The organism is Methylobacterium fujisawaense, from assembly GCF_039619325.1.
Classification (GTDB): domain Bacteria; phylum Pseudomonadota; class Alphaproteobacteria; order Rhizobiales; family Beijerinckiaceae; genus Methylobacterium; species Methylobacterium fujisawaense.
Map to the genome: position 1 here is coordinate 3,173,657 of NZ_CP155000.1, position 13,859 is coordinate 3,187,515.

14 protein-coding genes and 1 tRNA gene are annotated in these 13,859 nt (G+C 68.4%); 7 read left to right on the forward strand and 8 right to left on the reverse strand.

Going from position 1 to position 13,859, the window contains the following annotated elements; all coding sequences use genetic code 11:
* Window positions 1-787: 787 nt before the first annotated feature.
* The 3 genes from ABC766_RS15110 to ABC766_RS15120 all read left to right on the forward strand — a co-directional run bounded on the left by ABC766_RS15110 (window position 788) and on the right by ABC766_RS15120 (window position 4,366).
* The gene (locus ABC766_RS15110) at window positions 788-1,192 is read left to right on the forward strand and encodes a hypothetical protein (protein WP_342142309.1); all 405 of its coding nucleotides are present in this window, start codon (window positions 788-790) and stop codon (window positions 1,190-1,192) included.
* A 307-nt stretch (window positions 1,193-1,499) separates the two neighbouring features.
* On the forward strand, window positions 1,500-1,757 hold the full coding sequence (locus tag ABC766_RS15115; RefSeq protein WP_342142308.1) for a hypothetical protein: 258 nt from the start codon (window positions 1,500-1,502) through the stop codon (window positions 1,755-1,757).
* Between the two features lie 1,202 nt (window positions 1,758-2,959).
* Window positions 2,960-4,366 carry a reverse transcriptase domain-containing protein gene (locus ABC766_RS15120; RefSeq protein WP_345822592.1) on the forward strand — a complete coding sequence of 469 codons (1,407 nt, stop codon included), beginning with the start codon at window positions 2,960-2,962 and terminating at the stop codon, window positions 4,364-4,366.
* 42 nt (window positions 4,367-4,408) lie between these two features.
* Here the strand turns inward: ABC766_RS15120 and ABC766_RS15125 are convergent, their stop codons facing one another.
* From ABC766_RS15125 to ABC766_RS15150, 6 genes are all read right to left on the reverse strand, one after another.
* Window positions 4,409-5,011 (reverse strand): hypothetical protein, encoded by a 603-nt coding sequence (locus ABC766_RS15125; RefSeq protein ID WP_342142306.1) that lies wholly within the window; start codon window positions 5,009-5,011, stop codon window positions 4,409-4,411.
* A gap of 162 nt (window positions 5,012-5,173) precedes the next feature.
* The gene (locus ABC766_RS15130; RefSeq protein WP_345822594.1) at window positions 5,174-6,811 is read right to left on the reverse strand and encodes a DUF6538 domain-containing protein; all 1,638 of its coding nucleotides are present in this window, start codon (window positions 6,809-6,811) and stop codon (window positions 5,174-5,176) included.
* A gap of 99 nt (window positions 6,812-6,910) precedes the next feature.
* Window positions 6,911-7,000 (reverse strand) — tRNA-Ser (locus ABC766_RS15135).
* Between the two features lie 81 nt (window positions 7,001-7,081).
* Window positions 7,082-8,200, reverse strand: coding sequence for an ATP-dependent DNA helicase (locus tag ABC766_RS15140; RefSeq protein WP_342142289.1), 1,119 nt, complete (start codon window positions 8,198-8,200; stop codon window positions 7,082-7,084).
* Complete coding sequence (gene hemF, locus ABC766_RS15145; protein WP_345822595.1) at window positions 8,197-9,129, reverse strand: oxygen-dependent coproporphyrinogen oxidase; 933 nt, start codon at window positions 9,127-9,129, stop codon at window positions 8,197-8,199. Before hemF ends, ABC766_RS15140 begins: the two co-directional genes overlap by 4 nt.
* 104 nt (window positions 9,130-9,233) lie before the next feature.
* Window positions 9,234-9,647: a hotdog fold thioesterase gene (locus ABC766_RS15150; RefSeq protein ID WP_053609299.1), complete on the reverse strand. Its 414-nt coding sequence runs from the start codon at window positions 9,645-9,647 to the stop codon at window positions 9,234-9,236.
* A gap of 437 nt (window positions 9,648-10,084) precedes the next feature.
* Between ABC766_RS15150 and ABC766_RS15155 the strand changes: the two genes are divergently transcribed.
* The gene (locus ABC766_RS15155; RefSeq protein WP_043355409.1) at window positions 10,085-10,600 is read left to right on the forward strand and encodes a MucR family transcriptional regulator; all 516 of its coding nucleotides are present in this window, start codon (window positions 10,085-10,087) and stop codon (window positions 10,598-10,600) included.
* Window positions 10,601-10,661: 61 nt separating this feature from the next.
* Here the strand turns inward: ABC766_RS15155 and ABC766_RS15160 are convergent, their stop codons facing one another.
* Window positions 10,662-10,841, reverse strand: a complete 180-nt coding sequence (locus tag ABC766_RS15160) for a hypothetical protein (protein WP_043355407.1) — start codon at window positions 10,839-10,841, stop codon at window positions 10,662-10,664.
* 276 nt (window positions 10,842-11,117) lie between these two features.
* Here ABC766_RS15160 and ABC766_RS15165 point away from each other — a divergent pair, with 276 nt between their 5' ends.
* The 3 genes from ABC766_RS15165 (at window position 11,118) to ABC766_RS15175 (ending at window position 13,267) form a co-directional block, all read left to right on the forward strand.
* On the forward strand, window positions 11,118-11,579 hold the full coding sequence (locus tag ABC766_RS15165) for a GNAT family N-acetyltransferase (protein WP_342142287.1): 462 nt from the start codon (window positions 11,118-11,120) through the stop codon (window positions 11,577-11,579).
* A 70-nt stretch (window positions 11,580-11,649) separates the two neighbouring features.
* Window positions 11,650-12,006, forward strand: a complete 357-nt coding sequence (locus ABC766_RS15170; RefSeq protein WP_043355404.1) for a hypothetical protein — start codon at window positions 11,650-11,652, stop codon at window positions 12,004-12,006.
* 130 nt (window positions 12,007-12,136) lie between these two features.
* Complete coding sequence (locus ABC766_RS15175) at window positions 12,137-13,267, forward strand: DUF2336 domain-containing protein (RefSeq protein ID WP_345822596.1); 1,131 nt, start codon at window positions 12,137-12,139, stop codon at window positions 13,265-13,267.
* Between the two features lie 11 nt (window positions 13,268-13,278).
* Here the strand turns inward: ABC766_RS15175 and ABC766_RS15180 are convergent, their stop codons facing one another.
* Window positions 13,279-13,608, reverse strand: coding sequence for a hypothetical protein (locus ABC766_RS15180; protein WP_075382045.1), 330 nt, complete (start codon window positions 13,606-13,608; stop codon window positions 13,279-13,281).
* Window positions 13,609-13,859 lie beyond the last annotated feature (251 nt).

Sequence of the window (13,859 nt, forward strand, 5' to 3'; positions counted from 1 at the left end):
CCTCGCTCATCGAGGGGGTCAGATCCTCATGGCGTCAGGGGGTCAGTTTGCCGTGTCGCCTGACAAGAGAGGAACGTCCTTCCCGATCGCGGACCGACTTAGCGCGCTCGGCGTGCCGTATCTGTTCGCCACAGGGGACGTTCAAGTCTCGCTAGGCTCTCTTTACGGGGGCCAGCCACGATTGGAGAAGCCCTTCGTCGAAGCGGAGTTGGTTCAGGCGGTTGCGAAGCTCACTTCTGTTCCCTGACCAGCCTCAAGACAACGAGCGGCATGTGCCTGCTTCTGAGCGCAACGCGATCCATTGCGGGTGCTCACCCTGAGCCGAATTTACTGAGCGGCAGACGAGTGGCCGCTTTGGGAAGCCGTTGATGGCGGTCGAAGCGACCGTCATGGGTCGAGGCTGTGTCAAAACCCGAACGCTATCGGCCCTCGTAGAAAAACGTTCTCTCGAAGCAGGGTGACATCGGGCTAAGGGACCTCGTGTTGCCATCAGTCAGTCGCGCCGGAGATCCCTCCCGGCCGCTGCGGAGACGTTTGTTCTACGGTTTCCCAGCACATCCGAGTTTTGACACAGCCTCGGTCGGAAACGGAACGGCCGGTCGAAGCAAAACGAGAAGCATCGTGGGAGCTGGCGATCCGGGCCCCTTGCGCGCTGTGAGCAGCACCCCGGTTTGTGCTGCCCGTCACCGAAATCCCTGTAGGACCGTCTATAATTCTACACAGTTCGGCAGGCCGACGTAAAATCGGATCTGCTAGATGCCAGCGTACAGGCAGAAGGTGTAAGACGATGAAGACGTTGCTCGCAGTCGCCCTATTTCTGGGATCGACGGTCGGCGCGATGGCGGTCGAGTCTTATGGGGACTATCGTGACTACTTCGATGCAAAGCTCGTGACTGTGAAGCGCGCGCCGAGCGTTGGTTCCAAGAAGAAGGCCCCCATCGATATCGCGACTGACCTGAGCGCCGTGCGGCGCCCTGCCAATGGCAACCGCAGCGAGATGTACCGCTACGACAATGGTTCCAGGCTGATAGCTGACGTGAGGCCTCGCAACTGGGACGGTGGGTATGCGCCCGTGCAGCCGCGCGGTGCGGGGCCGGACGGCTTTTGGAGCCCGATCGACTACTCACACGAGGGTCGCGAAATGAACCAGCCGTCCTTCGAGGGACGGGGACGGCGCCAGCGTTCCTGGTGATGCCGCCGCCTGAAACGCGCGATAGACGCTGCTACGTGAGATCCCGAGGGCGCGGACACTGGATGTCGACCGCTCCACCGTTTGGCCGGATCCCCGCCATCTATCGGTAGCTGAGAGCGACCCAACGGCTCTGTCTGGCGCCCTTACTCGCGCCCGCGGCCTCGACAACGGCGAGGCCGCGGGCGCGCTCACGCGACAGGGTCATCCCATCCGATGGCGCGGCGCAGGAAGGTCAGCCCCAGCGCCCTGAACGATGCCCTCCTGGTACGCGACCGAGCTCGACCGGGTGAGGGAGCACCTGTCGTTAGTGAGATCGCGCGCCTTCTGGCGGACGGTGGCCCAGGAGATCTGGGAGATCCTCCCGGCAACTGAGGCGATGCACCTGGCCGACATCGTGCCCCGGATCGGGCATGAGTTCGTCAAGGAAGCCGAGGACTATCCCGGGGAATGGGGTGTGGACCTGATCCGGGGCGTGATGGACCAGCGGATCAAGTTCAAGAAGCTCTTCGCGAAGGAAGGGACGGCCCGCTATCGACGGCGGCGCCCAGAGGACGATGCCGCTTGATGCCGCCAGCCGACCCGAAGGCCACCTCGGCTCAATGCCCGTAAAAAAAATGAGGCCGCCGCTTCTAAGCGGCGACCCGGATCACTCTCGGCTTCTGCGATACGGAACTTTGGTGTCCGAAATCGTATCACAGGTTCCGCCATCAAAGCTGACGGAATGCACCGTTCAAAGCTTCAGAGCGGTGCTGATGCTGGTGCTCTTGATCGCGAGGTTCGAGGGATGGGTGCGTCGTTGCCGGACAGCTCATTTATGCCTCTTGCGCTGGCGGCGCCTCGTGCCCGCCGCGCGGGTACTACTTCCTGACTGGCCGCTCCTGAGGATCCCTAGAGTGAGGAAATGGCCCCTCCGCCATTCGGCGAGATAGGCGTCGAGGAAGGCGCCCCGCCGGGCCACGCTCTGGACCGTCCCAAGCCAATGTGACCAGTCCGACTTCTGATTTTTGCCCGAAACCGAAGCGGACGGTTACCCGCCCTCCTCGCGCGACTGATGCAGCGGCAGCTCCTCCCGGACGTTCCAAAGTTTGCGACGGCGCCATTCCCTAAGGGACGACGAGCTCAGGTCCGAGCGCTTGCCGGCTGTGGGCATCTGAGGTTGGGGCCTTGCCTTCAGCGTGCTGCTAAGCTCTGATATCCGTCTTGCAATTTCGTCTCGTCGCGACGGGGACCGGCTCGCCCGGTGGCCCGCAGTGGCGGAGCGGCGGAACGGTCGTGGCGGCAGCCGCAACCGCATCCGTCCGGATCGGGCCGAAAGGTACCTCCGGTGAGGGCAAACCCGTCTCGTCCGATCAAAGACCAGCCGCAACCTTATCTCTGGAAGGGACCTGTTGGGCGGCTGGACGAATTTATTTCGCGGGCGGGGCGGCGTCGCGTGGGCATCGGCCCCTTGCGCGCCGGCCAAAAACGGTACGGTGCGGAGAGGTCGGAGATGATGCGCAGCGCGACAAGCAAAAACGTGCCAGCCTAAAGGCGGCGCGGCCACGTCGAGGCGGCCTGACGGCATTCCTCACGGGGATCTCTTTCGCTCTCGTCGCGACGGGGACCGGCTCGCCCGGTGGCCCGCAGTGGCGGAGCGGCGGAACGGTCGTGGCGGCAGCCGCAACCGCATCCGTCCGGATCGGGCCGAAAGGTACCTCCGGTGAGGGCGGAGCCTGGTCGGACGGGTATGGGTGAAACAACAGGGCCCTGAGACTAGAGGTCGGATGGATGGCCGGGTCTGCGCTCCTCAAGGAGGTCCGAAGGGGCGCAAGCCTCGAACGCGCTTGGCGGGTCATCGAGGACAACGGACGCTTCTCCAAATCCGAGACCGTCCGCTCGGAGATCGAGGGATTCCGCGAAAACGCGTCCTCTAAGCTGCGGTCCCTGAGTGACCGGCTGCGCCGCGACACCTTCCGCTTCCCGCCGGCCAGGGCGGTGCCCATCCCGAAGGGCGACAAAAAGGACAGTGCGAGCTTCCGTCCCATCGTGCTCGCGACGGTCGAGGCCCGGATCGTCCAGAGGTCGATCCTCGGGGTGCTCACCGACGTCGAGGAGCTCAAGCCCCACTTCCGCAACCCGAACAGCTTCGGTGGCATACGGAAGGCGGACGGCCAGGATCTCGCGGCCGTGCCGGCCGCCATCCGGGAGGTGCTGTCGGCCATCGGCGACGGGGCGACCTACGTCTCCTGCGCCGACATCAGCGGTTTCTTCACGCGGATCTCGAAGACGACGGTGACCGACATCATCGCGGGGGTGGTGCGGGACGACGCGTTCATGTCCCTGCTGCAGGACGCCGTCAGGGTGGAGCTCAGCAACATGGCCGAGCTACGAGAGCGGGCGGAGAAATTTCCGATCCACGACATCGGCGTCGCGCAGGGAAACTCGCTGTCGCCCCTCTTGGGAAACGTGATCCTCAGCGACTTCGACCGGATCATGAACGAGGGCGACTGCCGCTGCATTCGCTACATCGATGACTTCATCGTCCTCGCGCCCACGCGAAGGGCGGCCGGCGCCCGCATGCGGCTGGCGAAGCGCCTGCTCGCCGACCTGGGGATGAGCCTCTCGCCGGAGAAGACGCACGCGGAGCCCAGGGGCGTCGCCGACGGTTTCGAGTTCCTCGGCATCGACCTGAGGAACGGCCTCATCCGCCCGTCCGCCAAGTCCCAACAGAAGTTCATCACGTCCCTGGGCGAGACGCTCGGCAACGGCTCGGCCGCGTTCCGGGCGTTCCGTAGGGGCACGCCGCTCCCGAAGACCCAATCCCTTCTGGGCACCCTGCGACGGGTCGATGGGACCATCCAGGGCTGGGGCCGGCACTACCGCTTCTGCAATGACGAGACGACTTTCGCCGCGCTCGACGCCGCCGTGGAGCGATTGATCCGTGACTACCTCGGCATCTACTACGACGAGCGCAAGACTGCAGACATCGACGGCCGCCGCTCGCTTCTCGGCATCGAGTCGCTCGCGGGGATGCAGCGGGAGCCCTTCGCCTGGCCGTCCAAGCGGAAGGTGAGGCGCACCGCCGGCACTCCGGCGATACCCGCAAGCCTGCCTGATCCGGTCCTTCCCGTGGCGATCGCCGCACTGCAGGTGGCGCCCGCATCCGAGATCGGGGAATGCCTTTCGACGTCCTGACAAGCCGCTGCCGCGCACGGGGCCATGGGTGACCGTGCGCCACTACTGTCCATCCATGCCCCTCGACATGTCCATCTCGAAGACGCGGAAACGGTCCTTGAATTGACCGCCGAGCTCCTGCGCCTTCTTGAATGTTTTCTCGTAAAGCTTGCTCGACAACTCAGACGGACGCAAAATCTCGTCCCACGACATCCGCGTTGTCTCGTCGAACCTGGGTACGATCAGGTTCATCTCGGCGCCGTTGTGTTTGAAGATCTCGTGCAGGCAGAGAACCCGCATCTCGACAGCGTCGGCGTCGGAGTGGCCGTAGAGCTTGTTTCGAAAGTCGATCACCCTCTCGTGCAAGGCTCGCTCGGCGTCGGTCAGCTTGACGTCGATGGTCTTGAAACCCAGCGTCGGCACCCCGCCCTCGGATCGCGAGAATGGCCTCGCATAGGCCACTATGAGGGTCGTCTCGTAGCAGCGGAACTTCCGCCAGGCCGGCAGGCCGTAAGCGGTGTCCTGTTCGAATTCCTGCAAGAGGAACGTGGCCGCGCTCATCGCTTGCGAGAAGTCCGAGCACGACAGCATCAGGCGCGTCAGCCGGCGATAGACCGCCTCCCTGGCCTCCTCCGACAACGGGCCGGCCCGATCTTCCGGCAGCATGCCCTCCCCGTCCATCGTTCGCCCCCGATGCGTCATGTCAGGCCCCACGTGCCGATGTCGCGATATCGGACGGGCGAGACGCGCGAGAATGCCGACATGCGCCCGCGCCAAAGATCATGGGCAACCTCCTACGTACAGGAAACGACCTCGCTCGGACGTCGCCTACGTATCTGGAGGGCCTCCGTCTCCGGACGCGTCCCCGCTTGCCACGCCCTTGCCGGCCCCCTTCCTCCGACGGTCGAGGGCCGCGGCCGGGACGACGTCATAGCGGGGGATCTTGTCGATCTCCGGCTTGAGGGCAGTGGGCAAAAAGCCACCGTACTCCTCGCCCTCCGTACGCGGGGCATGGCCCTGGATGAAATCGAGCTTGGCGGAATCGATGCCGACGCCTCGTCCGACGGTCTTGAACCGATGCCTCCAGCCATGGTTCGGCTGTAGGCTCGGGTTGATCACGCCGATGGCACGCACCCATTCGGCGAGCTTCCCGCCGACCTTGACGTAGGGAGGGTTGGCGGCCGAGGCGGGCCGCTTGGGGTTCACCCTGTAGAAGAGCGGGCCGGGTCCCTTGGCGCGCGCGAAATCCAGGAAGCCCTGCTCGATGAGGTGGTCGTGCAGGGGCACCTTCCGCTCCTCGGAAGTCTTCACGGTGCCTGCGTCGGGGGTGACCTTCATGATCCAGACACCCTCGCTGCGGGACACGTCCTGCCCACGGAGCTGCGTGATCTCGTTCACCCGCGCGCCGGAATAGGCGCACAGCCAGGGCACCCAGCGCCGGGCATCCTTGAGCTCTTGGGAGGAGAGGTGGTTCTGGGGCGCCAGCGACGCCGACAGGATCAGGTTGGCCTCCTCCAGGTCGAACCCGAGCCTGCGGCCCTTCTTCCTCTTCTTGCCGACCCTGACGGTGACGCCGGCGGCAGGATTGGCGCCGATCCTGGCCAAGTCGGACGCGAATCCAAGTAAAGCCTTCGGGGCGGCCAGGTAGACGTCACGGACCGTCAGCGGGCTCACCCCCGACCCCTCGGCCAGCATCCTGTCGCGCCACCTGATGACGTCGGCCTGCGTGATGCGGCGGAGGTCGTCGACGCCGACGAACGCGACGAACTTCCGGAGGATCGGCTCCGAGAGCTTCACGGTCGCGGGCTTGAGCTCGCTCTGGAGCTGGTACTCCCTCCATATCGGCGCGAGCCGGACCGGCCCCGCGGCCGACGTCGGCGGCGGGAAGCGGCCGGCGTTGGCGTCGGGCGAGTAGTCGCCCTGGGCGTTCTTCAGAAGGCTCTCGTGCGCCTCCTGGGTCGCCCTGGCCGCGGCGAAGGTGATCCGGCGGCGGTCCGCCTCCGTGACGGTCATCCCCTTCTTCGCGAGGAGTTCGTCGACGGCCTCGCCGTGACGCGCCCTGATGAGGGTCTCGGCCTCCGACCAGCCCGTCGCGAGCCGCAGCGCCGAGGGCTTGCGTCCCAGCCGCTGCTGGATGTCCCGTAGGCGGCGGTCGGCCTCGGCGAGGCGACGCCAAGTGTCAGACGAGCCTGGATCGTCCGAATGCTCCGCGACCTTGGCGCGGTAGATCTCGCCCGCCAAGGCCTGGATCTGCACCTCCGTCAGGGCCTGCTGGCCCTTGCGGAGGTTCGCCCAGCACTCGTCCAGCTTTACGATCTCGTCGTAGTGGCGTTCCTTGGCCTCGGCCGGCTCCTTCGTCCGGAGAGAGACCTTCACTTCAGTCTTGCCGACGAGCTTCACCAGGTCGGCCGGCACGCGGCGGCGCATGTAGTAAACGCCGGACTGATGCTTGAAGGGTCGGGGCATTGGAAGAGGTACTGTGTACCACCTGTGTGTACAACAGGCGGATCAAGAAAGCCTTACCGTGCAACGACTTCTGGAAGATCAGGCACTTAGAAGGGTGCTTGGCGGAGAGGGGGGGATTCGAACCCCCGATGCCCTTGCAGGCATGCCGCATTTCGAGTGCGGTGCATTCAACCGCTCTGCCACCTCTCCGCAAGGTGCCTCGATGAGACCGGCGGTGCCTAGCACGCGCGGCGCAGCTTCACAAGCGCGACGTAGCCCGACTGCGCCGGATCAGACCACCACCGTGATCGCCTGCGCGGCGCGGGTCAGGCCGGTGTAGAGCCAGCGCGCCCGGTGCTCGCGGAACGCGTAGGATTCGTCGAACAACGTCACCCGGTCCCATTGCGATCCCTGAGCCTTGTGCACCGTCAGCGCGTAGCCGTAGGTGAATTCGTCCGTCTCGCGCCGCAGGAACAGCGGGATCTCCTCGTCCGAGCCGGCGATCATCGCCCGCAGCACCTTGATGTCGGTGGGCTTCCGGCGCAGGGCCGGGTCGTCCTCCGGCACCACGTCGAGCCGGATCAGATCCGGCCGCGGCGGTGCGCGCAGCGCCTGGACCGTCCAGGTCGAGCCGTTGAGCAGGCCCTTCACCCGATCGTTGCGCAGGCAGACCAGCTTCTCGCCGATCGCCGGCATCGGATCCGTGTGGCCGGCGAGTTCCCGGAGCCGGGCATTGTAGAGGCGGCGCGTCTTGTTGAGGCCGACCAGCACTTGGTCGCATTCGAGCACCTCGGCCGGATCCAGGGTGCGGCGCGACACGACCCGGCTCTGCCCATAGCTGCCGAGTTCCAGCCGGCCGCCCTCGCGGATCGTCATCGCCATCCGGACGATCGGGTCATCCTTGGCCTGCCGATGCACCTCGGTGAGCATCACGTCGGGCTCCGCCTCGGTGAAGAAGCCGCCGCCGCGCACCGGCGGCAGCTGCGCCGGATCGCCCAGGACCAGCACCGGCCGCTCGAACGACAGAAGATCGTTGCCGAGGTCGGAATCCACCATCGAGCACTCGTCGATGATGATCAGATCCGCCTTGGCGGCCGGCCCCGAGCGGTTCAGCGTGAAGGTCGGTCCGCCCTCCTCCGCCTCCTTGGTGCGGTAGATCAGCGAGTGGATCGTAGCGGCGTCGTAGCAGCCCTTCTGGCGCATCACCGAGGCCGCCTTGCCGGTGAAGGCCCCGTAGACCACCGTGCCGTCGACATCCTCGGCGATCCGGCGGGCGAGCGTGGTCTTGCCGGTGCCGGCATAGCCGAACAGCCGGAACACCTGGGATCCCCCGTCCCGCCGCCACGCGGCGATCGCCTTCAGCGCCGCGTCCTGCTGCGGGGCGTAGGCGGCCGGCAGCCCCGCACTCACGGCCAGCGCACGGTCGGCGGCATCGAGGAGAGGATCGAGGCGACGTTGCCGCCGGTCTTCAGGCCGAAGATCGTGCCCCGGTCGTAGAGCAGGTTGAACTCGACGTAGCGGCCGCGCCGCACCTGCTGCTCGTGGCGGTCCGCCTCGGTCCAGGGCGTGGTGACGTTGTCGCGCACGATCTTCGGATAGGCCTCCAGGAAGGCCTGTCCGACGTCGCGGGTATAGGCGAGGTCGGCCTGCGGATCGCCGCTCCAGAGATAATCGTAGAAGATCCCGCCGATGCCGCGCGGCTCGTTCCGATGCTTGAGGTGGAAATACTCGTCGCACCACGCCTTGTAGCGGGCGTGATCGATGCCGTGCGCCGCGCAGGCCCGCGCCAGGCAGGCGTGGAAATGGCGGCTGTCCGGATCGTCCTGAGTGCGGCGCCGGTCGAGCACCGGCGTCAGATCGGCCCCGCCGCCGAACCACGCCCGCGTCGTCGCGACGAACCGGGTGTTCATGTGCACCGTCGGCACATGCGGATTCCACGGATGGGCGATCAGCGAGATGCCGGTGGCGAAGAAGCGCGGATCCTCGGCGGCGCCGGGCATCTGGGCCCGGAATTCCGGCGCGAACTCGCCATGCACCGTCGAGATGTGCACCCCCGCCTTCTCGAAGACGCGGCCGCGCAGCATCGCCATGACGCCACCGCCGCCGGGCCAGCCGGTATGGTCGGTCCGGTTCCACGGGGTCTTCTCGAAGGTTCCGGGGCCCTCGGGCGCATCGGGATGGAACGGGCCCGTCGCCTCCGCCTCGATGGCCTCCAAGGCCGCGAGGATGCGATCGCGCAGCGTCTCGAACCACGCCGCGGCCTCGGACTTCATGGCCGCCACGTCGGCCTCTGAGGGAGGCGCAGCCAAGGCTGCGCGCGCGTCATCCGGCATCGTCATGACACAGGCTTTTCCACCGTGCCGGGCGCACGTCAATGCGGGCGCGGCCCGACGCGACCGCGCAGGCGTCCGGAGCCGCAACCCGCCGCGGCGGCGCGGGCGGCCTACGCCGGTCCCGGCCGCTCGCCGACGGGCTTGAGCAACCCCGTGGCCGTCGCCACCAGATCCCCCGCCGCATCCCGGATCTCGGCCTCGCAGAAGATCACCGACCGCCCCGCCCGGGTCACCCGCCCCTCGGCGATCAGAACACCGCGCCCGGGGGCAAGGAAGCGGGTCTGCATGTCGAGGGTCACCACGGGGCGCCCCGCCTGCAGCCGGGCCGCCGTCCCGAGGGCGACGTCGAGCAACGTGCAGAGCGCGCCGCCATGGGCGATGCCGAGATTGTTGGCATGCTCCGGCCGCAGGGCCAAGCGCAGGCGCGTCCGGCCGGCGCGCACGTCGAGGGCCTCGATGCCGCAATGATCCACGAACGGGATGGTGGCGCCGAAGACGGTGCCCGGTTCCGATTGCTGGTCCACGTCGATCGCCCCGGATCCCGTCTCACCCGGACGCTTATGGCCCAGATGCGCCCGAGGCCAGGACCGGCCCCGCGCAGATCACGTGACAGTCCGGCCGAAACGTTCATCCCGCGTCGACGCGCTGACGGGACATCGCGGCGGGCCGCCGCGTGAAGTTCCGGGCGTCTCATCAGACCCGAAACGGATCTTCGCAGAGGAAGCCCGCCGCTAGATCCCGACAGAAGGCATAATCGGCGCCCGTCCGCAGGCCGCGGCCACATCCAACCTCGCCTCCGGCATGTCGGTTTGCTCGACCAACGATTTCAGCTCGACCCACGGCTTCAACAATATGCGTGTTCATGACCGGGGCATTGTGTAGGGAAATGCTCGACGACGACTTGATTTTGCTGCACAGACGTTAGAACCGTCTCACCACGGTCGGATAGAGGGAATCATCGATGGACGACACCGCCACTGAGCAGCAGCAGACCTTTATCGAGCAGGCGTCGGACATCGTCTCGGCGTATGTCTCGAACAATTCGGTGCCCATCAGCGAGTTGCCCGGTCTGCTCGCCGGCGTTCACGCCGCGCTGACGAAGCTTTCGGCCCCCGCGGCGACCGTGACCGAGACGGCCGACAAGCCGACGCCGGCCCAGATCCGCAAGTCGGTGACGCCGGACGCGCTGATCTCGTTCATCGACGGCAAGCCGTACAAGACGCTGAAGCGCCATCTGTCGCGCAACGGCCTGACGATCGAGCAGTATCGCGAGCGCTTCGGCCTGCCGCGCGACTACCCGTCGACGGCCGCGAGCTACTCGGCCCAGCGTTCGGAACTCGCCCGCAGCCTCGGCCTCGGCCAGCAGCGCCGCAAGTCCGCTGCGCCGGCGCCGGCGCCGGCTCCGGAGCCCGTCGCGGAGGTGGCCGAGAAGCCCAAGCGCGTGAGCCGCCCCCGCAAGGCCAAAGAAACGGCCTGAGCCCGGCCCCTCCGCCGGGCCCCTGGATCCCGGCCGGCCCGCAGCCCGCGTGCCGGCCGGATCATGCGAAGTCGGCGAGATCGTCGGCCACGTCGCCCGCGGCGACGTCCGTCTCGGCCCTGTGCCGCTCGACCGCTTCGGCCTCTTCGGCCGTCCCGGGTCGCGGCACCGGCCGCTCGGTCTCCGGATGCGCCTTGCCGGCCGCGTCGTCGGTGGATTGATCCGTCACCCGACCCGCCATGCTGCGCGCTCCCCGAACTTGAACGGGGAAGCAAAGCGCCAAAGCCCGTGCGTGTTCCGCCCTGCGAACACTCCCGCGAACACTACGGGTGACCCCGCTGAAGCCCGGTCCGGCGCTCGTTCGCCTTCGTGAAGACGCTCTCCAGATCCCGTCGAAGGACGAGGCCGAGGGCCGCGACGGCACCGGCCTCGACGCGGCCCGTGCGGGCTGCGCCCGCGGGGGACGGATCGCGATGCGCCGCGTTGCACGTCCGGGCCGGCCGATCAGGAGCGGAATTTGGGCACTCGCTACGGGCTGGAGATCCGCGCTGCCGCGAGTTCCGACGCCACCGGGCTCGCGGCCCTGTTGGGTGAGGCGGGGATCGCGGTCGGCGCCGCGGACCTCGCGACCCGGCTCGACGCTCTGCAACAGGACGGCGGCACCGCCCTCGTCGCCGTGGAATGGGGACCGCCGAGCGGCCTCATCACCGTGTCCCCCGTCCGGACCCTCGAGGCGCCGCGGCCCTTCGGCCTGATCACCAGCTTCGCGGTCGCGATCGAATCCCGCCGCCGGGGCATCGGCCGGGTTCTGCTGAAGGCGGCCGGCCGGGCCGCGCGACAGGCGGGCTGCGACCGGCTGCTCCTGGCCGCGGCGCCGGACCAGGAGGCCCTGCGCGCCTTCTGCAGGGCGGCCGGCTTCACCGATGCGGGGCAAATGCTCGCGCGGCCGCTGCTGAAGCGCGGCGCCGGAGAGGCCTGAAAGCCGCGACATCCTGGCCGCAGCCGACCGGGCCCATCGGGCGTTGTGACCGGAGACTGGAGTCCCCCCGATGACGCTGCGATCCGAGACCCCGCCGCCCCCTGCGAACCTGCCCTGCGATCCGCCACCGGATTCCGACGCGCCGACCGCCGCGCAGCTCAAGGGCGACATCGACAGCGGCCGCACCGCCGACAAGACCCCGCACATGGATATCGGCGCGGCCCCGCTCGGGACCTGCGAGGAGGCCGGCGGGACGCCGCCGACGCCCCAGGAGGTCCGGATCGCCCGGCAGAACGAGCGGGCCCCCTCGGAGCGGGCGGCGAAGGGCTACGTGCACCAGCGGCAGCCTTGGGTCCTGCCGCTCTATGTCGGCATCATCGTCGCGGCGGCCGTGGGGCTCGGCCTCGTTCTCTGGCTGACGCGCTGAGGCCGAAGCGGGGCCGCGCGCGGGCCACCATGATGCAGGACGGCACGGTCGCGGCGGAGGCGGTTTAAAGGTCGATTCACGTCGATGCGGTTAGCGTGACCTTACTGCAGTCTTGCGTAACCGATCCTCCATGCCCCCATCCGTCGATGCTCCGCCGGACCTGTCCGGGCTCCTCGAACTCTCACGCATCGAGAATCTCGATCTGAAGCCGGTGATCCTCCGGGTTCAGACCGACCTGTTCGTCCGGGCGGCGGCCCGGGACAGGACCGAGATCGAGATCTTCGAATCGCTCGCCTGCGGCCTCATCCCCACGGTGGATGAGGAGACCGCCCGGGTGGTGGCCCGCAAGCTGGCCCCCTGCCCCGAGACGCCGCCGGCGGTGCTGGAGGCGCTCGCGCTGCGCGGCGGCGAGGCCCGCGACGCGGTGGTGGAACTGGCCCCGACCCTGAGCCATGGCCTGATCGAGGCGGCCCTGGCCGAGGGATCGGACATCGCCGCCCGCATCGCCGCCCGGGCCGGGTTGAGCCGCGAGGCGGTGGACGAGCTCTCCCGCGAGGGCCGCCCCGAGATCGACCGCGCGCTGGCCGCCAATCTCGGCCACACCCTGCGGGGGGCAGCCCTGGCGCGGCTCGTGAACCGCGGCCGCGGCGCCCCCGACCTCGCCCGGCTCCTCCTGGTCCGGCCCGACGTCTCGGCCGCCGACCTCGTGCCCCTGTACCTGCACGCCGATCCGATCCGCCGCACGGTGATCGGCCGGGCCGTCGAGGCGACCGCCGCCCTGCGCCCCTGCCCGCCGGCGCCCCGCGGCCTCGGCGAGACCCTGACCGGCCTGTCCGCCGCCCGCGACGTGCCGGCCTTCATGGCGGCCCTGGCCGACGGCCTCGGCCTGCCGCGCGATTTCCTGACCGTGGTCGCCGACGCCGGCGCCCGCTACGACCTCCTGACCCTGGGTTTGCGGGCCGCCGGCCTGCACGAGGAGGAGGCGGTCTACATCTTCCTGACCCTCAACCAGGGTGTCGCGCGCTCGGCCGAGCGGGTGGCCGACCTCGTCCGGCTGTTCCGCACCGTGAGCCGGCCAGCCTCCCGGGACCTGATCGCCGCGATCCTCGACCGGCCCCTCGCCGAGCGCGGGCGCGGCGAGGCCCATCAGCCGCTGCACGGCCCGGAGGCGAAGCTGCGCCAGGGCGCAGAGCGCGTCGCCGCGCAGCGCCCCTCCCTGCCGGTGCGCGCCCGGGCGGCGAGCGGCGGGGAGCCGGCCTGACGGGCCGGACGTCAGCGGGGATCCACGGGCGGATCGCGCTGCGGATCGGCGCCCCGCCAAGCGGGCTGCCGATCGGTCTCCTCAAGGGTGTCGGTTGAGGCCGTCGGCTCCGCGGCGCGGCGGCTCAGTTCGGCCATCAGGCCGCGGGCCAGGACGGCGCGCACCGCCCGCTCGCGGGTCTCGGCTGGCACCGCGTCGAGGGCCGCCGGCAGCGCCGCCTGGGCGCTGGGCACCGCGTCGGCGAGCCGTCTCGCCTCGGCGGCCGGATCCGTCCCGGCTCGCAGCAAGGCAAAGTAGGAGAGCACGCCGATCACCAGCGCGGCGCGCAGCAGGACGGTCATGAGACGATTCCTCCGCTCGAGATCAAGCGGAATCATTCGACGGATTTCCTCAACCGGGCCTCAACCGACCCGAGCTTTTCCGCGCGATGGTGAATGAAGCTTGTCCGCAATCGGCTGGTTACCTCGCGGAAAGCATCCCGATCAATCGGACAAGTCCCGCAACACTCGTTTAAGCCGGCTCTGCGACCGTCCGGAAGTCGTTCGAAGTCGAACCGGAGGCGCGACGGATGCGGGAACGCATTCTGCGCGGC

Bases quoted from the DNA above. Each gene is read 5' to 3' on its own strand.
- ABC766_RS15110 (WP_342142309.1), top strand. From the start codon at position 788: ATGAAGACGTTGCTCGCAGTCGCCCTATTTCTGGGATCGACGGTCGGC.
- ABC766_RS15120 (WP_345822592.1), top strand. From the start codon at position 2,960: ATGGCCGGGTCTGCGCTCCTCAAGGAGGTCCGAAGGGGCGCAAGCCTC.
- ABC766_RS15125 (WP_342142306.1), bottom strand. From the start codon at position 5,011: ATGCTGCCGGAAGATCGGGCCGGCCCGTTGTCGGAGGAGGCCAGGGAG.
- ABC766_RS15130 (WP_345822594.1), bottom strand. From the start codon at position 6,811: ATGCCCCGACCCTTCAAGCATCAGTCCGGCGTTTACTACATGCGCCGC.
- hemF (WP_345822595.1), bottom strand. From the start codon at position 9,129: ATGACGATGCCGGATGACGCGCGCGCAGCCTTGGCTGCGCCTCCCTCA.
- ABC766_RS15155 (WP_043355409.1), top strand. From the start codon at position 10,085: ATGGACGACACCGCCACTGAGCAGCAGCAGACCTTTATCGAGCAGGCG.
- ABC766_RS15160 (WP_043355407.1), bottom strand. From the start codon at position 10,841: ATGGCGGGTCGGGTGACGGATCAATCCACCGACGACGCGGCCGGCAAG.
- ABC766_RS15170 (WP_043355404.1), top strand. From the start codon at position 11,650: ATGACGCTGCGATCCGAGACCCCGCCGCCCCCTGCGAACCTGCCCTGC.
- ABC766_RS15175 (WP_345822596.1), top strand. From the start codon at position 12,137: ATGCCCCCATCCGTCGATGCTCCGCCGGACCTGTCCGGGCTCCTCGAA.
- ABC766_RS15180 (WP_075382045.1), bottom strand. From the start codon at position 13,608: ATGACCGTCCTGCTGCGCGCCGCGCTGGTGATCGGCGTGCTCTCCTAC.